General features: G+C 62.0%; 17 protein-coding genes and 2 pseudogenes. 8 read left to right on the forward strand and 11 right to left on the reverse strand.

All coding sequences use genetic code 11. The features are described 5' to 3' along the window. Nucleotides 1–260 precede the first annotated feature (260 nt). Complete coding sequence (xseA, locus tag ELH03_RS23145) at nucleotides 261–1841, forward strand: exodeoxyribonuclease VII large subunit (protein WP_130766682.1); 1581 nt, start codon at nucleotides 261–263, stop codon at nucleotides 1839–1841. A gap of 2 nt (nucleotides 1842–1843) precedes the next feature. Further along, nucleotides 1844–2437, forward strand: coding sequence for an NAD(P)H-dependent oxidoreductase (locus tag ELH03_RS23150; RefSeq protein WP_128404626.1), 594 nt, complete (start codon nucleotides 1844–1846; stop codon nucleotides 2435–2437). Between the two features lie 202 nt (nucleotides 2438–2639). Here the strand turns inward: ELH03_RS23150 and ELH03_RS23155 are convergent, their stop codons facing one another. Further along, nucleotides 2640–3893, reverse strand: coding sequence for an aminopeptidase (locus tag ELH03_RS23155; RefSeq protein WP_128404625.1), 1254 nt, complete (start codon nucleotides 3891–3893; stop codon nucleotides 2640–2642). Nucleotides 3894–4019: 126 nt separating this feature from the next. After that, on the reverse strand, nucleotides 4020–4703 hold the full coding sequence (locus ELH03_RS23160; RefSeq protein WP_130766683.1) for a glutathione S-transferase family protein: 684 nt from the start codon (nucleotides 4701–4703) through the stop codon (nucleotides 4020–4022). Nucleotides 4704–4786: 83 nt separating this feature from the next. On the opposite strand from ELH03_RS23160, the gene ELH03_RS23165 reads away from it, so the two are divergent. Then, the gene (locus ELH03_RS23165) at nucleotides 4787–5230 is read left to right on the forward strand and encodes a MarR family winged helix-turn-helix transcriptional regulator (RefSeq protein ID WP_130766684.1); all 444 of its coding nucleotides are present in this window, start codon (nucleotides 4787–4789) and stop codon (nucleotides 5228–5230) included. A 63-nt stretch (nucleotides 5231–5293) separates the two neighbouring features. On the opposite strand, the gene ybaK is transcribed toward ELH03_RS23165, so the two are convergent. The 4 genes from ybaK to ELH03_RS23185 form a co-directional block, all read right to left on the reverse strand. Next, the gene (gene ybaK, locus ELH03_RS23170) at nucleotides 5294–5767 is read right to left on the reverse strand and encodes a Cys-tRNA(Pro) deacylase (RefSeq protein ID WP_128404622.1); all 474 of its coding nucleotides are present in this window, start codon (nucleotides 5765–5767) and stop codon (nucleotides 5294–5296) included. Nucleotides 5768–5799: 32 nt separating this feature from the next. Next, nucleotides 5800–6150: an ArsC family reductase gene (locus ELH03_RS23175; RefSeq protein WP_128404621.1), complete on the reverse strand. Its 351-nt coding sequence runs from the start codon at nucleotides 6148–6150 to the stop codon at nucleotides 5800–5802. A gap of 119 nt (nucleotides 6151–6269) precedes the next feature. After that, nucleotides 6270–7331, reverse strand: a complete 1062-nt coding sequence (locus tag ELH03_RS23180; RefSeq protein ID WP_128410961.1) for a M14 family metallopeptidase — start codon at nucleotides 7329–7331, stop codon at nucleotides 6270–6272. Nucleotides 7332–7433: 102 nt separating this feature from the next. Continuing rightward, nucleotides 7434–8033, reverse strand: a complete 600-nt coding sequence (locus ELH03_RS23185; RefSeq protein WP_128410960.1) for a 2'-5' RNA ligase family protein — start codon at nucleotides 8031–8033, stop codon at nucleotides 7434–7436. A gap of 284 nt (nucleotides 8034–8317) precedes the next feature. Here ELH03_RS23185 and ELH03_RS23190 point away from each other — a divergent pair, with 284 nt between their 5' ends. Continuing rightward, on the forward strand, nucleotides 8318–8881 hold the full coding sequence (locus ELH03_RS23190) for a methylated-DNA--[protein]-cysteine S-methyltransferase (RefSeq protein ID WP_075225610.1): 564 nt from the start codon (nucleotides 8318–8320) through the stop codon (nucleotides 8879–8881). Between the two features lie 85 nt (nucleotides 8882–8966). Here the strand turns inward: ELH03_RS23190 and ELH03_RS23195 are convergent, their stop codons facing one another. From ELH03_RS23195 to ELH03_RS23205, 3 genes are read right to left on the reverse strand one after another with little or no spacing between them, the layout of a single operon-like run. Next, a complete protein-coding gene (locus tag ELH03_RS23195) occupies nucleotides 8967–9701 on the reverse strand; it encodes an SDR family oxidoreductase (protein WP_128404619.1) in 735 nt (244 codons plus the stop codon). A gap of 58 nt (nucleotides 9702–9759) precedes the next feature. After that, nucleotides 9760–10611 carry an oxidoreductase gene (locus tag ELH03_RS23200; protein WP_197727779.1) on the reverse strand — a complete coding sequence of 284 codons (852 nt, stop codon included), beginning with the start codon at nucleotides 10609–10611 and terminating at the stop codon, nucleotides 9760–9762. A gap of 58 nt (nucleotides 10612–10669) precedes the next feature. Further along, nucleotides 10670–11041 carry an Atu4866 domain-containing protein gene (locus ELH03_RS23205; protein WP_128404617.1) on the reverse strand — a complete coding sequence of 124 codons (372 nt, stop codon included), beginning with the start codon at nucleotides 11039–11041 and terminating at the stop codon, nucleotides 10670–10672. Nucleotides 11042–11169: 128 nt separating this feature from the next. Here ELH03_RS23205 and ELH03_RS23210 point away from each other — a divergent pair, with 128 nt between their 5' ends. Continuing rightward, nucleotides 11170–12066 carry a LysR family transcriptional regulator gene (locus ELH03_RS23210; protein ID WP_128404616.1) on the forward strand — a complete coding sequence of 299 codons (897 nt, stop codon included), beginning with the start codon at nucleotides 11170–11172 and terminating at the stop codon, nucleotides 12064–12066. Between the two features lie 51 nt (nucleotides 12067–12117). Here the strand turns inward: ELH03_RS23210 and ELH03_RS38010 are convergent. Further along, nucleotides 12118–12243: pseudogene (locus tag ELH03_RS38010) on the reverse strand (type II toxin-antitoxin system VapC family toxin); the annotation flags it as partial. Next, a pseudogene (locus ELH03_RS23220) lies at nucleotides 12231–12548 on the reverse strand (DUF8737 domain-containing protein); the annotation flags it as partial. The pseudogenes ELH03_RS38010 and ELH03_RS23220, both read right to left, overlap by 13 nt. Before the next feature lie 78 nt (nucleotides 12549–12626). On the opposite strand from ELH03_RS23220, the gene ELH03_RS23225 reads away from it, so the two are divergent. From ELH03_RS23225 to ELH03_RS23235, 3 genes are all read left to right on the forward strand, one after another. Then, complete coding sequence (locus tag ELH03_RS23225) at nucleotides 12627–13562, forward strand: LysR family transcriptional regulator (protein ID WP_130766685.1); 936 nt, start codon at nucleotides 12627–12629, stop codon at nucleotides 13560–13562. Nucleotides 13563–13838: 276 nt separating this feature from the next. Then, on the forward strand, nucleotides 13839–14693 hold the full coding sequence (locus tag ELH03_RS23230; protein ID WP_128404611.1) for a helix-turn-helix domain-containing protein: 855 nt from the start codon (nucleotides 13839–13841) through the stop codon (nucleotides 14691–14693). A 38-nt stretch (nucleotides 14694–14731) separates the two neighbouring features. Continuing rightward, complete coding sequence (locus ELH03_RS23235) at nucleotides 14732–15277, forward strand: YbhB/YbcL family Raf kinase inhibitor-like protein (protein WP_128404610.1); 546 nt, start codon at nucleotides 14732–14734, stop codon at nucleotides 15275–15277. Nucleotides 15278–15290 lie beyond the last annotated feature (13 nt).

Genomic DNA, 15290 nt, shown 5'->3' on the forward strand with positions numbered 1-15290 from the left:
GCCTTTGTATTGCGGTGGTTAGCAATCCCTTTCATGTGAAACGCATTGTCTAACTATCCGTTCCGCAACAAAACAGATTTACTCGATTTTGTTGTTTGTCCACCTGGCTGCAACGAGTGCCTGTGCAGGATGCGTTGAGACGAGCGCGCTCGACGCAACGGCGTCGAACCCTCCCGTCAACGACTTCAACGGCCGGGAAAACAAGGCCCGACCCCGATGCCGAGCTTCCCGTTTCCCGCCGATCGACATAGAAAGAAGGGATGAGCAACGTCTTCGACAGCGATTCGCCGACCAACCTTGCCGAATATTCGGTTTCGGAACTTTCCGGCTCGATCAAGCGCACCGTCGAAACGGCCTTCGACCAGGTTCGCGTGCGTGGCGAGATCTCCGGCTATCGTGGGCCGCACTCCTCGGGCCATGCCTATTTCGCGCTGAAAGACGACCGCGCCCGCATCGACGCGGTCATCTGGAAGGGCACCTTCTCGCGTCTGAAGTTCCGCCCGGAAGAGGGCATGGAAGTCATCGCCACCGGCAAGGTCACCACCTTTCCGGGCTCCTCGAAATATCAGATCGTCATCGAGACGCTGGAACCGGCCGGCGCTGGCGCGCTGATGGCGCTGATCGAGGAGCGCAAGCGCAAGCTCGGCGCCGAGGGCCTGTTCGATGCCGCCCGCAAGAAGCGGCTGCCCTTCATGCCGAGCGTCATCGGCGTCGTCACCTCGCCGACCGGCGCCGTGATCCGCGATATTCTTCACCGCATCTCCGATCGTTTCCCCGTGCATGTCCTCGTCTGGCCGGTGAAGGTTCAGGGCGAGGGGTCCGGCGAGGAGGTGGCGAACGCCATCCGCGGCTTCAACGCGCTGGAGCCGGCCGGCGCCATTCCGCGCCCGGATGTGCTGATCGTCGCGCGCGGTGGCGGCAGCCTGGAAGATCTCTGGAGCTTCAACGACGAAATCGTCGTGCGTGCTGCGGCCGAAAGCGAGATACCGCTGATCTCGGCCGTCGGTCATGAGACCGACTGGACGCTGATCGACTATGCCGCCGATGTCCGTGCTCCGACGCCGACAGGGGCTGCCGAAATGGCGGTGCCCGTCAAGGCGGAGCTCGAGGCACAGGCCGCCGCTCTTGCCGCGCGCCTGCAAGGCTGCATGAACCGGCAGATGGATCAGCGCCGCCAGTCGGTGCGCGCGCTGATGCGGGCATTGCCGTCACTCGATCAGCTTCTCGCCTTGCCGCGCCGCCGTTTCGACGAGGCGGCGACCGGCCTCGGCCGCGGGCTGGAGCTCAACACCATCAACAAGCGCCGCGGCTTCGAGCGCGTCGGCTCGCATCTGCGCCCCGATCTGTTGTCCGGCCGCATCGCCGAGCGCCGCCAGACGCTGAACGAGCGCACGGCCCGGGCCGAGCGCATGGTCGAACGGTTGATTGACCGCTCGAAATCACGCGTTGACCGCGCCGAAGCAATCCTCGCCTCGCTGCCTGCCCGGTTGAAGACCCAGACCGACCGCGGTCGCGAACGCCTTGGCAATCTTTCGCGCCATGCCGATACGGCAATCCGCCACCAGCTGACCCGTGCGCGCGCCGAGCTTTCTTCGCAGGACCGCGTGCTGCAGTCGCTCTCCTATAAGAATGTGCTGAAGCGCGGCTACGCCGTCATTCGCGATGAGGATAACAGGCCGGTCTCGCAGGCTGCTCAACTCTCCGCCGGCATGGGCATCGCCATCGAATTCGCCGACGGTCGTGTCGGCGCCATGACCACGGAAGGTGGCGCACCGCCGGCCGGTGCCAAGAAGCGCAGCGTAAAATCCGCAGAGCCACCGAAGCAGGGAAGCCTGTTCTGACAATGCGGATCCTGCTGGTGCTTGCCCATCCGTTGCCGGAAAGTTTTGCCACCTCGGTGGCGCGGACGGCCCGCGACGCGCTAGAAGCCTCCGGCCATGTCGTCGATCTGCTCGATCTCTACCGAGAAGATTTCGATCCGCGTCTTTCGAAGGCCGAGCGCAGCGGCTATTTCGATGTGCCCTATGACACCTCAGCCGTCGCCGATATCGTTGTCCGCCTGAAGGCGGCCGACGGCCTGATCCTCGTCTTTCCGCAATGGTGGTTCAATTTCCCCGCCATCCTCAAGGGTTTTTTCGATCGTGTCTTCGCCCCCGGGGTAGCCTTCAGCCATGACGCCGCCGGCGGCCGTATCGTGCCGCAGCTTACCAATATCAGGCTGCTCTATGCGCTGACGACGACGGGCTCGCCGTGGTGGCTGGTGCGTCTCTATATGGGCGATCCGGTGCGCCGGCTCTTGAAGCGCGGCATCGCCGCCTTCTGCTCGAAGCGGCTGCATTTCAAGATGCTCAGCCTGCACGACATGGACCGCGCCACCGATGCAAAGCGGAAGCTGCATCTCGATCGCGTGCGCAAGCTGCTATCGACGATCCGCTAAAGCAATTCCAGCAAAAGTGTGCAGCGGGTTTGCGTTCTAGCGCATGCTGCCGGGGCTGCGCGGTCTCGTCCGGAAGTATGATCCACATCGCTTCGAAGGATCACCTGAGGCGCGCGCTCCAGCCTCATCCTCAGGTGTCCCGCAGGGCCTCGAAGGACGGGGCTGGCCGCGCCAGCATCCAGTCAGCGCACGATGATGCCGCTTAGGCCCATTCGCCCTGCCGCATGACCGCAACCCGCGAACCATCAGGCTTGATGCCGTCGATATCGACCTTATCCGAGCCGATCATCCAGTCGATATGGATCAGGCTGGAATTGCCGCCCTGCGCCTTGATCTGCTCCTGGCTCAGTGTCGCGCCATCGAGGAAGCATTTGGAATAGCACTGGCCGAGCGCGATGTGGCACGAGGCGTTTTCGTCGAACAGCGTGTTGTAGAACAGGATGCCGCTGGCCGAGATCGGCGAGGAATGAGGCACGAGCGCCACTTCACCGAGCCGGCGCGCGCCCTCGTCGGTATCGAGCACCTTGTTCAAGACCTCTTCGCCGCGCGAGGCCTTGGCCTCGACGATGCGGCCGCCCTCGAAACGTACCTGGATATTGTCGATCAGCGTGCCCTGGTGCGAGAGCGGCTTGGTGCTCGACACATGGCCTTCGACGCGCAGCGCATGCGGCGTGGTGAAGACTTCCTCGGTCGGGATGTTCGGATTGCAGGTGATGCCGTTCTTGGCGGTGGAAGCGCCGCCGTGCCATTCATGCCCGTCGGCAAGGCCGATCGTGAGGTCGGTGCCCGGTCCCCGGAAATGCAGCGAGGCGAAGCGCTCGCCGTTCAGCCAGGCGGATCGCTTGCCAAGATTGGCATTGTGCTCGGCCCAGGCGGCGACCGGATCGCTGACATCGACGCGCGAGGCGGCAAAGATCGCCTTGGCGAGCTTGGCGATCGCGATCGGTTCCGGATCGTCGGGAAAGACCACCTTGGCCCAGGAGGGGTTCGGGTAGGAGACGATGTTCCAGTTGATGTCGAAATTCGAGATCTTTTCCAGCGCCGGCTTGTAGGCGGTGGAGTTGGCGCGATTGGCGCGGCCGACCTTACCGGCATCCTGCTCGGACAGCAGCATCGGATTGTCGCCGGCGACCGCGAGACGGGCCGCCCCGTTGGCATAGGCTTTGGCCATGCCCTCGTAGAGCCAGCCGGAGGCGCGGTCGAAGCTCTCGTCGCTGCCATATTGATAGCGCGCCAGCGTCGTTTCCTCGTCGGAATAGAAGGCGGAGACCAGCCCGGCGCCGGCCTGATAGGCGTGTTTGGTGATCAGGCGAACCAGCGGCAGCGCCACGACAGGCGCGGTAATCACCAGGTCCTGACCTTTGTGCAGCTGCAGCCCGACCTTGATGGCGACTTCCGCAAGCTTTTCCAGCTTGACGGGATCAATTGTGTTCTGGCTCTGGGGCATGAAAGTCATGGTTCAACCTGCCTTCTGTCATCGACGGTGAGAGGCCGGAAGACTTAGACCCGTTTGCGGCGAAAATGAAGCGTATTGCCGCCGAATTGCAAGCGGCCGGATATATGTCCGGCCGCCGGCCGCGCTTCAGGCGGCGGCAGCTTGCCTGAGCAGGATCGAGTTATGCTTTTCGAGGAATTCCATCAGCCGCTGCGGGTAGTCCGCGCCAACGGCGGCCCTGACGCTCGCCCGCTCGGAGAGCGCCTTGCGCCAGCGCGTCACCCGCTCAAGCCCTTCGAAGATGCCGCTGTCGCCGAGCGTGTCGAAAAGATCGAAATACCGAAAGACCGGCGCGAAGACGGCGTCGACGAGGCTGAAGTCGTTGCCGGCGAAATAGGGGCCGTCCGTCAACACCTTTTCGACAGTCGCGAATTTGGCGATGAGCGCCTTGCGCTTGGCCTTCAGCTGGTCCGCATCCTCAGCCGTCTCGTAACCCCCGAGATCGGAAAGCACGGATGAGCCGAATTCCATCCAGCCACGATGGCGGGCACGCGTCAGCGCGTCGTTGGGATGCAGCGCGACGCCCGGCTGCGTTTCCTCCAAATATTCGCAGATGACGCTGCTTTCGAACAGCACCGCCTCGCTGCCGTCCTCCTCCTCGATCTGCAGCAGCGGCACCTTGCCGAGCGGCGAGATCTTCAGGAACCAGTCCGGCTTGTTGGCAAGATCGATGTTGATGCGCTCGAAAGGCACGCCCTTTTCGAGAAGCGCGATCGCGGCGCGCTGCACATAGGGGCAGAGATGATGGCTGACGAGGGTAAGCTTGTTCATGAGGGCCTCCTTGGCAATGACGATAGATGTAAATGCATCTAATATCGCTTGCAGCGGAATTCAAGATAGATGTAATTGCATTTATGTCCGAAAAAACGTCGAATCCGAGCGAAGCGGTCACCTCTGCCTGGACGAGCATCATGCGCGCCCGCGAGCGGTTGCTCGCTTCCATCGAAGCTGACCTGAAGGCGGCCAGCATGCCGCCGCTTGCCTGGTACGACGTGCTTTGGGAATTGGCGCGCTCGCAAGACGGCAAGCTGCGCCCCTACGAGATCGAAGAGCGGACATTGCTGGCCCAGTATAATCTTTCCCGGCTGATCGATCGGTTGGAAAAAGAGGGCTTGGTCCGGCGCGAGGCCTTCGCTGAGGATGGGCGCGGCCGTTGGGTGGTGATGACAGATGCCGGCCGAAAGCTTCGCGAGCGCATGTGGACCGTCTATGCCAAATCGATCGAGACCCATATCGGCTGCAAGCTTGCCGAAAACGAGGCGAAGACGATCGCCGGCCTGCTCGACCGCTTCCTCTAGATTCAATAGTAAGAGCATGATGTCGTCCGAAAACCGCTTACACTTTTCGGCATCATGCTCCGATCAGGCAATCAGCGGCGCGGCGACCGCTTTCAGCGCCTTCAACGCAGCCTTCGGATCGAGCCGCACCTGCAGCCCGCGCTGCCCGCCATTGATATAAACCAGCGGTTCGCCAAGCGCGGCTTCCTCGATCGCCGTCGGCACGGTCTTCTTCTGGCCGAACGGGCTGATACCGCCGACATGATAGCCCGTCAGCCGTTCGGCATCGGCAGGCTTCATCATATTGGCCGATTTGCCGTGAAAGGCGCTGGCGAGCTTTTTCATGCTGACTTCGCGATCCGACGGCACGACGACGCAGACCGGTTTGCCGTCCACCTCCGCCATCAGCGTCTTCAGCACTCGATGCGGCGCCTCACCGAGCGCTTCTGCCGCCTGCAGCCCGACGCGCTCGGCATTGGGGTCGTAGTCATAGGCATGGACCGTGAAGGCGATGCCCGCCTGCGAAAGAACCTGTGTCGCGCGCGTGGTCTTGGACATCTCTTTCCCTCGTGAGTTCACTCGGCCGCCTGTCAGCCGCCGAAGGTACCGGCGTAAATCTCCGGCTTGAAGCCGATCAGCAGCTTGCCCTTCGCCTCCAGCACCGGCCGCTTGATCATCGACGGTTGGTCGAGCATCAGGGCGATCGCCTTCTCCCGGGTCAGGTTCTCGCGCTCCGCATCGGGCAATTTGCGGAAGGTGGTGCCGGCGCGGTTGAGCACGGTGTCGAGGCCGGCCTGGTCGATCCAGGCTTCGAGATGGGTGCGGTCGATACCGAGCGCCTTGTAATCGTGAAACTCATAGGCGACGCTGTGTTCTTCCAGCCAGCTGCGGGCCTTCTTCATCGTGTCGCAATTCTTGATGCCATAGATGGTGATGGCCATGCCCGATCGATCTCCTTGTGATGGCGCGAGATAACATGCACGAAGGCCGGCGCAAACGCCGTGCGACGTTTTATCCCCCGAGCGAGTCGACGATCGCAGCAGGACAAAACCGGCCCCGTTCAATTCTCCAGCGTGCCGGCCTTGCGGGAAGCCTTGCTGGGTTCGTCGCAGGCGATCTTCATCAGGTCGCCGCGCCGCCGCACCAGCCGGTCGGATGTTCGTGTCAGGATCAGCCCATCCTGCGGCGCGGTGAGCTCGATGCTGCCGCCCGGCTGCCCTGGCCGGGTGATGATCGTCGCCAGAAGGTCGCCTTCCGCAATCCTCTCGCCGATATTGCGATGAAAGAGCACGGCGCCGCCTTCCGGAGCGCGGATGATCTCGACATTGTCGAGCGGCACGGCCGGACCGGAAAATGCCGTTGCCGCCGGCTTTTCGTCACTGACGATCCCCCGTGCCGCGAGGAAACGCCAGAGCCCGTCGGCGTCCTTTTTCGCCAATACCGGATCGACGTCGCGCTTGCCGCGCAGCTCGACGGTGACGGAAAGTCTGCCGGGCAGCTCGAATAGGCGTTCGTCGGGAACTTCATATTTCCATGCAAAGCCGACGGCCTCCTCGAAGGCCGAGCTTTCGCCATCCGAAAGCAGCACGGCCTCCATGTCGAGTGCAGCGGCGAGATCGGCCGCCTCCGGCCAGAAGGCCTCGTCGATATAGGCATATTGCAGCGATTCATCGTCGCAATGCAGGTCGAGCACGAGATCGGCCCCGAGCGCCAAATGCAGCAGCTGTCGCTTCAATCTGTCGGTAGCCGGGTAATCATCGAGGTTTTTGATCAGCGTCGGGCGGTCGGCCAAGGAGATCAGCGGAAAGTCCCGGTTGAAATTGGTGCGTGAGCCCAAGTCGAAACGGCCCTGCAATTCGCCGAAATGCGATTGCGCCGCACCGATCGGATTGGCCTGCGGCACGATGGTGATGTCGCCCGCGATCTCTCCCTGGTTTTCTGCCTGCCGCAGCCTTTCGCAGAGGAAATGCAGCAGCACCGTTCCCGGCAGCTCGCCGGCATGCAGTGCCGCCTGGATATAGGTCTTTGGCGCCTTCGGATCGCCGCCCTTAAAGCGCAGCACCGGCAGCCGCCACTCCGTTCCCGGCGTATCGCCCGGGATGATGATCTCTGAAACGTCCATGCTGATTTCGCTCCCCGTTTGCACCAATGCCGGAACAGGCTTTCGGAGCTTTATGCGCGGAAATCAGGCAAGCGCAAGCCGAGATCCGCGGACTCGTTGCCCTTAGCCCAGCAGTGGCCAGCGATCGATAATCCGATGTTCGGTTTTTCCGAGAACACTGTGGATGAGCAGGAATTCGGACGCCGTCCATGAAACGGGTGCGTCGAGGGTCGTCGGCGGCACGGCTTTGCGGTCATAGAGCAGCGTCATATGCGGCGTGAAATCGCGGTTGATATTGTGGCGCAATCCGGCATTGTGCATGCCGACGCCCAGTTGGACATGCACTCGGGTGAGCGGCTTCCGTCCGCCCTCGCCGCAAAGCACAAGCGCTCGCGGCTGCGGAAATCGCATGATCCGGTCAAAGGTCATTGCGATCGGCGCACTCTCGACCGTGGCGCCGGCCTGTCGTGCCGCGAAGACCACATCCTCCGGCAGCTTCGGATAGTCTCCGACCCAGATGATCGACACATGCAATGTCGTCAGGCGCGGTCTGCCGGAAAGGGAGAAGGCTCGACCATAGTCATGGGCGATTGCGGCCACCTGCTGCTCGATGGCATCAGGAGGACAGAGCGCAAAGAAAAGCCGGTGTCCGCTGGCGTAGCTTTCGTTCCACCGTCCGCGACCATTTTTGTCGTCTCCGAAGTCGAGGGGCATTTGGTTCATGGAATTTCAGGTCGTCATGACCCACCTCGTCGTTTCCAAAACGCGCCGAAGGATACTCCGGAAGGACGCGACATCAAGAACAAAAAGAGAACATAATTTCCCGATAGGCTCGGCGTCACACTCATCCGAACCGTCGCCCCGGAACCGGGTGGCGAGGAGGCTCGGGCGACAGTGCAGGGGCGCATTGCAATTTTTCCTGAAAGCCCGGCGCGCGCAAGAAACGGGTTGAAACAGAGGCCGTCCCATACGATTTTGAGGGTCATCGAAAACGCGGAGGCTGTGTCATGGCCGAGACCATACACCACTATCTCATCTTCGAAACCGCGGGCGGTTTCTGCGGCATCGCCTGGAGCGATGCCGGCATCACCCGTTTCCAACTGCCGACCAAATCAGCAGAAGCGACCGAACGGCTTCTGCTGCGCCGCCTGCCGGATGCCGAACCCGGCGCGCCGACGCCCGCTGTGCTCGAGACGGTCGCTGCGGTGAAGCGCTACTTCCAGGGCGAGGAGACGGATTTTTCCGGCGTCGAACTCGATCTTGCAGGTCAGGATGCCTTCTTCCGGGATATTTATGCGGCAGCAAGGCGTGTCGGCTGGGGCCGCACCACCACTTACGGCGCGCTGGCCAAGGAGCTCGGTGTCGGGCCGGAAGCCGCTCGCGACGTCGGCCAGGCGATGGCGAAGAACCCGGTCGCTTTGATCATCCCCTGCCACCGGGTGCTTGCGGCCGGCGGCAAGATCGGCGGCTTCTCCGCTCCCGGCGGTTCGTCATCGAAGGCCCGCATGCTGGAGCTCGAAGGCGTCAACCTTGCACCGCCGCCGCCTGCCCAGCAGTCGCTGGGTTTTTAGGCGGTGGCTGTTTCGTTTTCCGCAATTCCGGACGCAAAACCGCTCTACACTTTTGCTGGAATTGCTTCGGCAAAATCTCGGCCGATCAATGCGGGCTGGCTGTCGGCCGGATGATGATCTCGCTGACATCGACGTCATCGGGCTGGCTGACGGCGTAGAGGACCGAATTGGCGATGGCCTCAGGGCTGATCGTGATCGCCCTGAAAGCCTTCATGGCATCCCGCGCCGTCGGATCGGTGATCGTGTCGGCCAGTTCCGATGTCGTCGTGCCGGGCGAGATGACGGTCACGCGGATACGATCGGTCTCCTGCCGCAGTCCGTCCGAGATCGCCCGCACTGCGAATTTCGTCGCGCAATAGACGGCAGCGGTCGGAGAGACGCTGTGGCCGCCGATCGAAGACAGGTTGATGATCTGCCCCGATCCCTGCGCCTTCATGATCGGGAGCGCCGCCGCGATGCCGTAGAGAACGCCCTTGATATTGACGTCGACCATCCGGTCCCACTCGTCGACCTTGAGAGCCTCGAGCGGCGAGAGCGGCATGACGCCGGCATTGTTGACGATAACGTCCAGCCGGCCGAATTCGGACTTGGCAAAGCCTGCGAAGGCTTCCACATCCGCCCGGTCAGTGACGTCAAGCTGTTGCAGGCGCACCGACCCGCCCTTTGCCGCGATGTCGCCGGCAAGTTCCTCCAGGCGCTCGGTGCGGCGTGCGCCGATGACGATATGGGCGCCTGCGGCAGCCAGCACCTTTGCCGCAGCCTCTCCGATGCCGCTGCTGGCCCCGGTGATGGCAATGACTTTTCCTTTGATATCAGACATTTCAAGCTCCATTTGCACGCCGCTCGCCTGGCGATGCGGCTGAGGGTTTTCTTGGCGGTTAGCTTGGGAAGTCGGCGCTGAGCGTCGTCTCCGCCCAGGCGTCGAAATTTGCGCGCAACGCATCGAGCCGTTCGCGGGCGATCTTCAGGGCGGGTGCGCCGAGCAGCAGGCGCAGCGGCGGCTCGTCCGCTTCGAATGCCGATATGATCGCGGTGGCCGCGCGTGTGGGATCACCCGGCTGATTGCCCGAGACCGAGCGGGTGGCCTGGCGCCGCTTGCCGGATGTTTCGGCGTAGTCGTCGATGATCGTTCTGGATTCGACCATCGACCGGCCGGCCCAATCCGTGCGGAAGGCGCCGGGCTCGAGGATCGTCACATCGATGCCAAGCGGTTTGACCTCATGCGAAAGCGCTTCTGACAAGCCTTCGACCGCGAACTTGGTGGCGTGGTAGTAGCCGGTTGCAGCAAAAGCGATGAGCCCGCCGAGCGAAGAGACATTGAAGATATGTCCTTGCCGGCGTGAGCGCATGCCCGGCAGAACCTGCTTGGTGACATCGATCAAACCGAAGACATTGGTCTCGAACTGGGCGCGTATCTCGGCATCGTCGCCCTCTTCGATCGCCGAGAGGTAGCCGTAGCCGGCATTGTTGACGAGGACGTCGATCGCGCCGAAATGCGTTTCGGCGTCATGAACCGCGCGGGCGATGGAGCGGCTGTCCGTCACATCGAGTGCAAGAGCAAGCGCGCGGTGGCCGTGTTCTGCCGTGAGATCTGCCAGGGTCTCGGGTCTGCGCGCCGTCATGACGACGCGCCAGCCACGGGCCAGGACGGCTTCGGCGAGTGCCCGGCCGAGGCCGGACGATGCGCCGGTGATGAACCAGATGGGTGCTGGGGAAGACATGATCGTCATCCTTTCCGGCCGGCAAATGCGGCCTTATCCTTGGTGATGTTGCCTTTCAGGCGGCGCGTCATTTGCGGCGAAGCACCATGCCGCCATGATGGAGGGTATTGCCGTCGACGAAATCGCCGTCGGCCGTAAAGCCCGTGTCATCCCAGTATTCGATGTGCCTTCCCGTGACTTCGTAACGGCCGCGATAGGCGCTTTCGCGGTTTCCGCGGGCTTCGTCGTAACGGCCATTCGGCAGAAGTTCGTGGCGGATGCGGCCATCATCCGTCATCCACATGCCGGCATAGGGATGTTGCTGCATCGTGTTCTCGCTTGTTTGTTGCTGCTGATCTCGGTCGTTCACGGCATCGGTGGCGGACGAACTGGTCGCCGCGCCAGCCAGGGTGACCGCCGTGAAAAATTGCAGAACCGGGCTTTTGAAAATCTTTCGCATTGCCTTGCCTTTCGAAGAAGATCTGCCGATGAGTGCGTCTTGGCGTTGATCTCGACTTGAAAGATAGCGCGCCCATCTGCGATGATTAAGTTGCCAATCCAGGATGCCTTGGTTAGAAATCCTAACCAATGGTCGATGATCTCGAAGGCATTTCAGTCTTTCTTGCGGTGGCGGAGGCGCGGAACTTCCGGCTTGCCGGCGAGCGGCTCGGCGTCACCCGCTCGGCCGTCAGCCAAGCCCTGCAGCGCCTGGAGGATCGGGTCGGCGTCGCCCTGGTCCAGCGCACGACGCGCAGCGTCAGCCTGACCGAAGCCGGCGAAGTGTTCTTCGACGCGGTTCGTCCATCGGTTCGCCAGGTCAAGGATGCGATGCAGACGGTAAGGGAAATGCAGGCGCGCCCGAGCGGACTGCTGCGGATTACTGTTTCTTCGATCGCCGAGAACTTCCTGTCCGGCACGTTGCTGGCCGGCTTCATGGAAACCTGCCCTGACATCAAACTCGATATCACCATCACTGATGACGAATTCGACATCGTCGAGGCCGGTTTCGACGCGGGCGTCCGGCTGGGTGAAGTGATCGAACAGGACATGATCGCGATTTCAGTCTCCGAACAGCAGCGACAATGCGCGGCCGCATCCCGCAGCTATCTTGAGCGCCGCGGCCATCCCCGCCATCCCCGCGAACTGCAGGATCATGCCTGCATTGGGTGGCGCCCGCGCCCGGATACGGCGCCTTACCGCTGGGAGTTCACCGAGAATGATCGCGACTTCGACGTCTCCGTCGATCCCACTGTTACGACCAACGACATGGGAATGATGATCCGCATGGCCTGCGCCGGAGCCGGCATCACCTTCGGCATGGTGGAAACCTTCCAGCCCTATATCGAACGCGGGGAACTCGTGCCGCTGCTGGAGGACTTCTGCCCGCCCTTCCCGGGCTTCTATCTCTACTATCCCAGGCGCCAGCGGCAGCCGCTGAAGCTGCGCGCATTGGTCGATTATGTGCGTAGGTTTGACGGGCGCTAGATTTGGTCTGTTGGCTCAAAGCTCGCCGAGGCGAGTCCCAGCGAACTGGTTTCAGGCTTCCCGAACGGTCTCATAGCCTGCGGCTTGAGCCGCTTTCATAAATTTGCGGTCGAAGGTAATGAGCTCTTCGCAATGGACCGATTTGGTAAGGTGTAAGGCATCCGCAAAATCCATTCGACGACGAACAGCCAGAAGACCGGACGTATCCTGATCGTGACGATCGCCAGCATGGCGAGCAGCCCGGCCGCGAGGTCACCATAGGCAGCGAAGGTGGCGAAGCTGGTGGGCAGGTTAGGACCGACGACGCCGGGCAGAATGAAGACGAGCCCGAAGAAGCGGAAGCTGTGCAAAGTGGCGATCGCGCGGTGCGCCTTGACCCTGTCCATCGATGTGAGCCAGGGCAGAATATACGCACCGAAGCAAAGCAGCCACGCGACATAGCCTAGCACGAGATGGGTTTGAAAGATGGATTCCGTCGACATCGGGGCACTCCTGATTTGTAGGGTCCAGATGTACGGCCGCTTCCCGTGATCGACTATTGGCGATAATATCGATGCGGTATGAAGCAGAACTTCACAATCAGGCAAGGCGCGCTCGACGGCGTTGAGGCGTTTCTGAGCGTTGCCCGGCACCGTAGTTTTCGCAGAGCAGCCGCGGAACTCGGGGTGACCCCATCGGCAATCAGCCAGGCCGTACGCGCTCTTGAGGAGCGTGTCGGCGCAGTACTCTTCATCCGCACGACGCGCAGTGTCGGTCTGACTGAAGCCGGCGAGCGGTTCCTGACGCGCGCAAAGCCCGCTTTCGAGGAACTGGTCGCGGCAAGCGAGGTTGCGCGTGAGCTTGGGCAGAGGCCGGCTGGACTGTTGCGTCTCACGGTGCCGCCCGCAGTGGTGCCGATGCTGCTGGAGCCACTGATCGCATCCTTCTGCCAGGCCTTTCCCGAGATCGAGGTGGAGGTCGCCGCGAATGAGGAACTGGTCGATATCGCCGCCGAAGGATTTGACGCCGGTATCCGGCTCGGCCAGTTCATCGCAGCCGACATGGTCGCGGTCCGGCTGACGCCGTCCTTTCCGCTGGTGGTCGTCGGCAGCCCCGAATATCTGCACCGGAGAGGGCGGCCCGAGCGCATCGACGATCTGCGTCAGCATGCCTGCATCCGCATGCGCCGCTCGAACGGCTCAATCGCGCCGTGGTCGTTTGTCAGCGGCAAAAAGCCGATCGAGGCTGTTGTCTCCGGGCCGCTGATCGCCCACGACTTTCCCACCATGCTGGGAGCCGCCGTCGAAGATATGGGGCTTGCGCAAGTGCCGGAGCCAATCGCCGCCGGACCCGCGAAGGCGGGAAAACTCGTTCGCGTCCTGGAGGCGTTCGCACCGATGGCGCCGGGTGTGTTCCTCTACTATCCCAGCCGCCATCAAGTGATGCCGAAGCTGCGGGCCTTCATCGATCACGTGAAGAGTCGGCCGGGCGCTGCCGACAAAACCCAAATGCGTTGAGGTGGGAAGCGCGGACTGGAATAAGTCCAAACCGCTTGTGAAGCAGATCAAAGATGCGAGGCGGCTGTTGCTGCGAAGACAATGCCGCATCCATTGATTTCGAACGCCTAGATGACGCTCAAGATTGCCCATCACACGCGGTTTTGGTATTCCCGATCCTCAAGGCATCGGTGGGGCGAGGCGGGCGTCTTCATGCCGGTTCTACCCATCATGGCGTCAGTCTCACGGCCGGGCAGCCGGAGCCCCACGATCATCCATCCTGTTGTCGGAGAACATATGCTGGACGAAGTCTTTCCCATTCCGACCAGGGCCTTGATCCGCCAGGGTGGACGAGCCTGTTTTTATCGTCTCGTCAATACGAGCCCCTTGTTGATACAGGTGCAATCGGGAACGAAGATTGTCATGACTGATGACAAGGCTTTGCGCCTCGAGGCGGGCGCCTATGGCTTGCTGCCCGACTACAGACCGTTGACGATGGAGAACATTCCCAAGGCGCCGCAGAAGTATCAGACCCTGGCGCTTCCCGTTCCGCGACCGCTCTTCGAGGAAGCCTATATCAGGATGGGATCGATCGCTGTTCCATCGAGGCCTGTGCCGGCAGGCACCTCGAAGCTGCCGGAGGAAGCCGCGGCATTGTTTGACTATTGCTGTCAGCCCGGCAATCTGACGAGGCTTCCCGGCGCCATTGCCAAGGCTCGCTTGATGGAGCTGATCACCTGGTTTGCGCTCTGCGGAGCGGTGTTGGGCCAATGCCAAAGCCCTCGGCTCGAGGACCGGCTGCGGCAGATGATCGAAAGTGATACGGCCTTTGATTGGACGCTGGGGCACGCGGCGCGCTCGTTCAACATGAGCGAAGCGACGCTGAGGCGTAAGCTGGCTGCGGAGAATACCGGCTTCAGTGAGATCTTGAGCGATACAAGGATGAATCGCGCCTTGGCCCTCATTCAAACCACAACCCTGCCGATGGCGCATGTTGCGCTTGAGGTCGGTTACGATTCACCGTCTCAATTCGCGGCGCGGTTCAAAGAGCGGTTTGGCGTCAATCCACGCCATGTGCGGGGCGGCTCCGAGCGTTTTGAGCGGATCGGGGCAGAAGTTGAGCGTAGCGGGGCAGATGCACTTGCTCGGTGACGATAGTTTTCCGGCATTATCAACCGCAGGAAAACGGAATGCGTTTCATCACAGCAGTACTTCTCGCCACATCCGTCTTTGGCGCCACGGCCGCACAGGCCGAAATGAAGCTCACCTCGAAGGATTTGATCGCCGGCAAGTCCATGACCGATGCGCAGGTCTTCAACAGCTTCGGCTGCGCCGGCAAGAACATCTCGCCAGAACTGACCTGGTCGGGGGCTCCCGAGGCGACCAAAAGCTTCGCCATCATGGCTTACGATCCGGATGCTCCCACAGGCTCGGGCTGGTGGCATTGGTCGGTGTTCAACATTCCCGCAAATGCCTCGGAGATCGCCACCGGCGCCAGCGGTGACAAAAAGCTTCCCGCAGGCACTGTCGAAGGTCACACCGATTTTGGCATGTCAGGCTATGGCGGCGCGTGCCCGCCGGCCGGCGATCAGCCGCACCACTACCAGTTCACCGTCTACGCGCTCTCGGTCGACAAGCTCCCGCTTCCCGAGACCGCGCCGGCCGCCATGGTTGGCTTCTATGTCAGGGCCAATACGCTCGCCAAGGCCTCCGTCGAGGTCACCTACGGCCGCTGAAGCCGGCCGTGAT

This window comes from Rhizobium beringeri (genome assembly GCF_004306515.1).
Lineage (GTDB): Bacteria > Pseudomonadota > Alphaproteobacteria > Rhizobiales > Rhizobiaceae > Rhizobium > Rhizobium beringeri.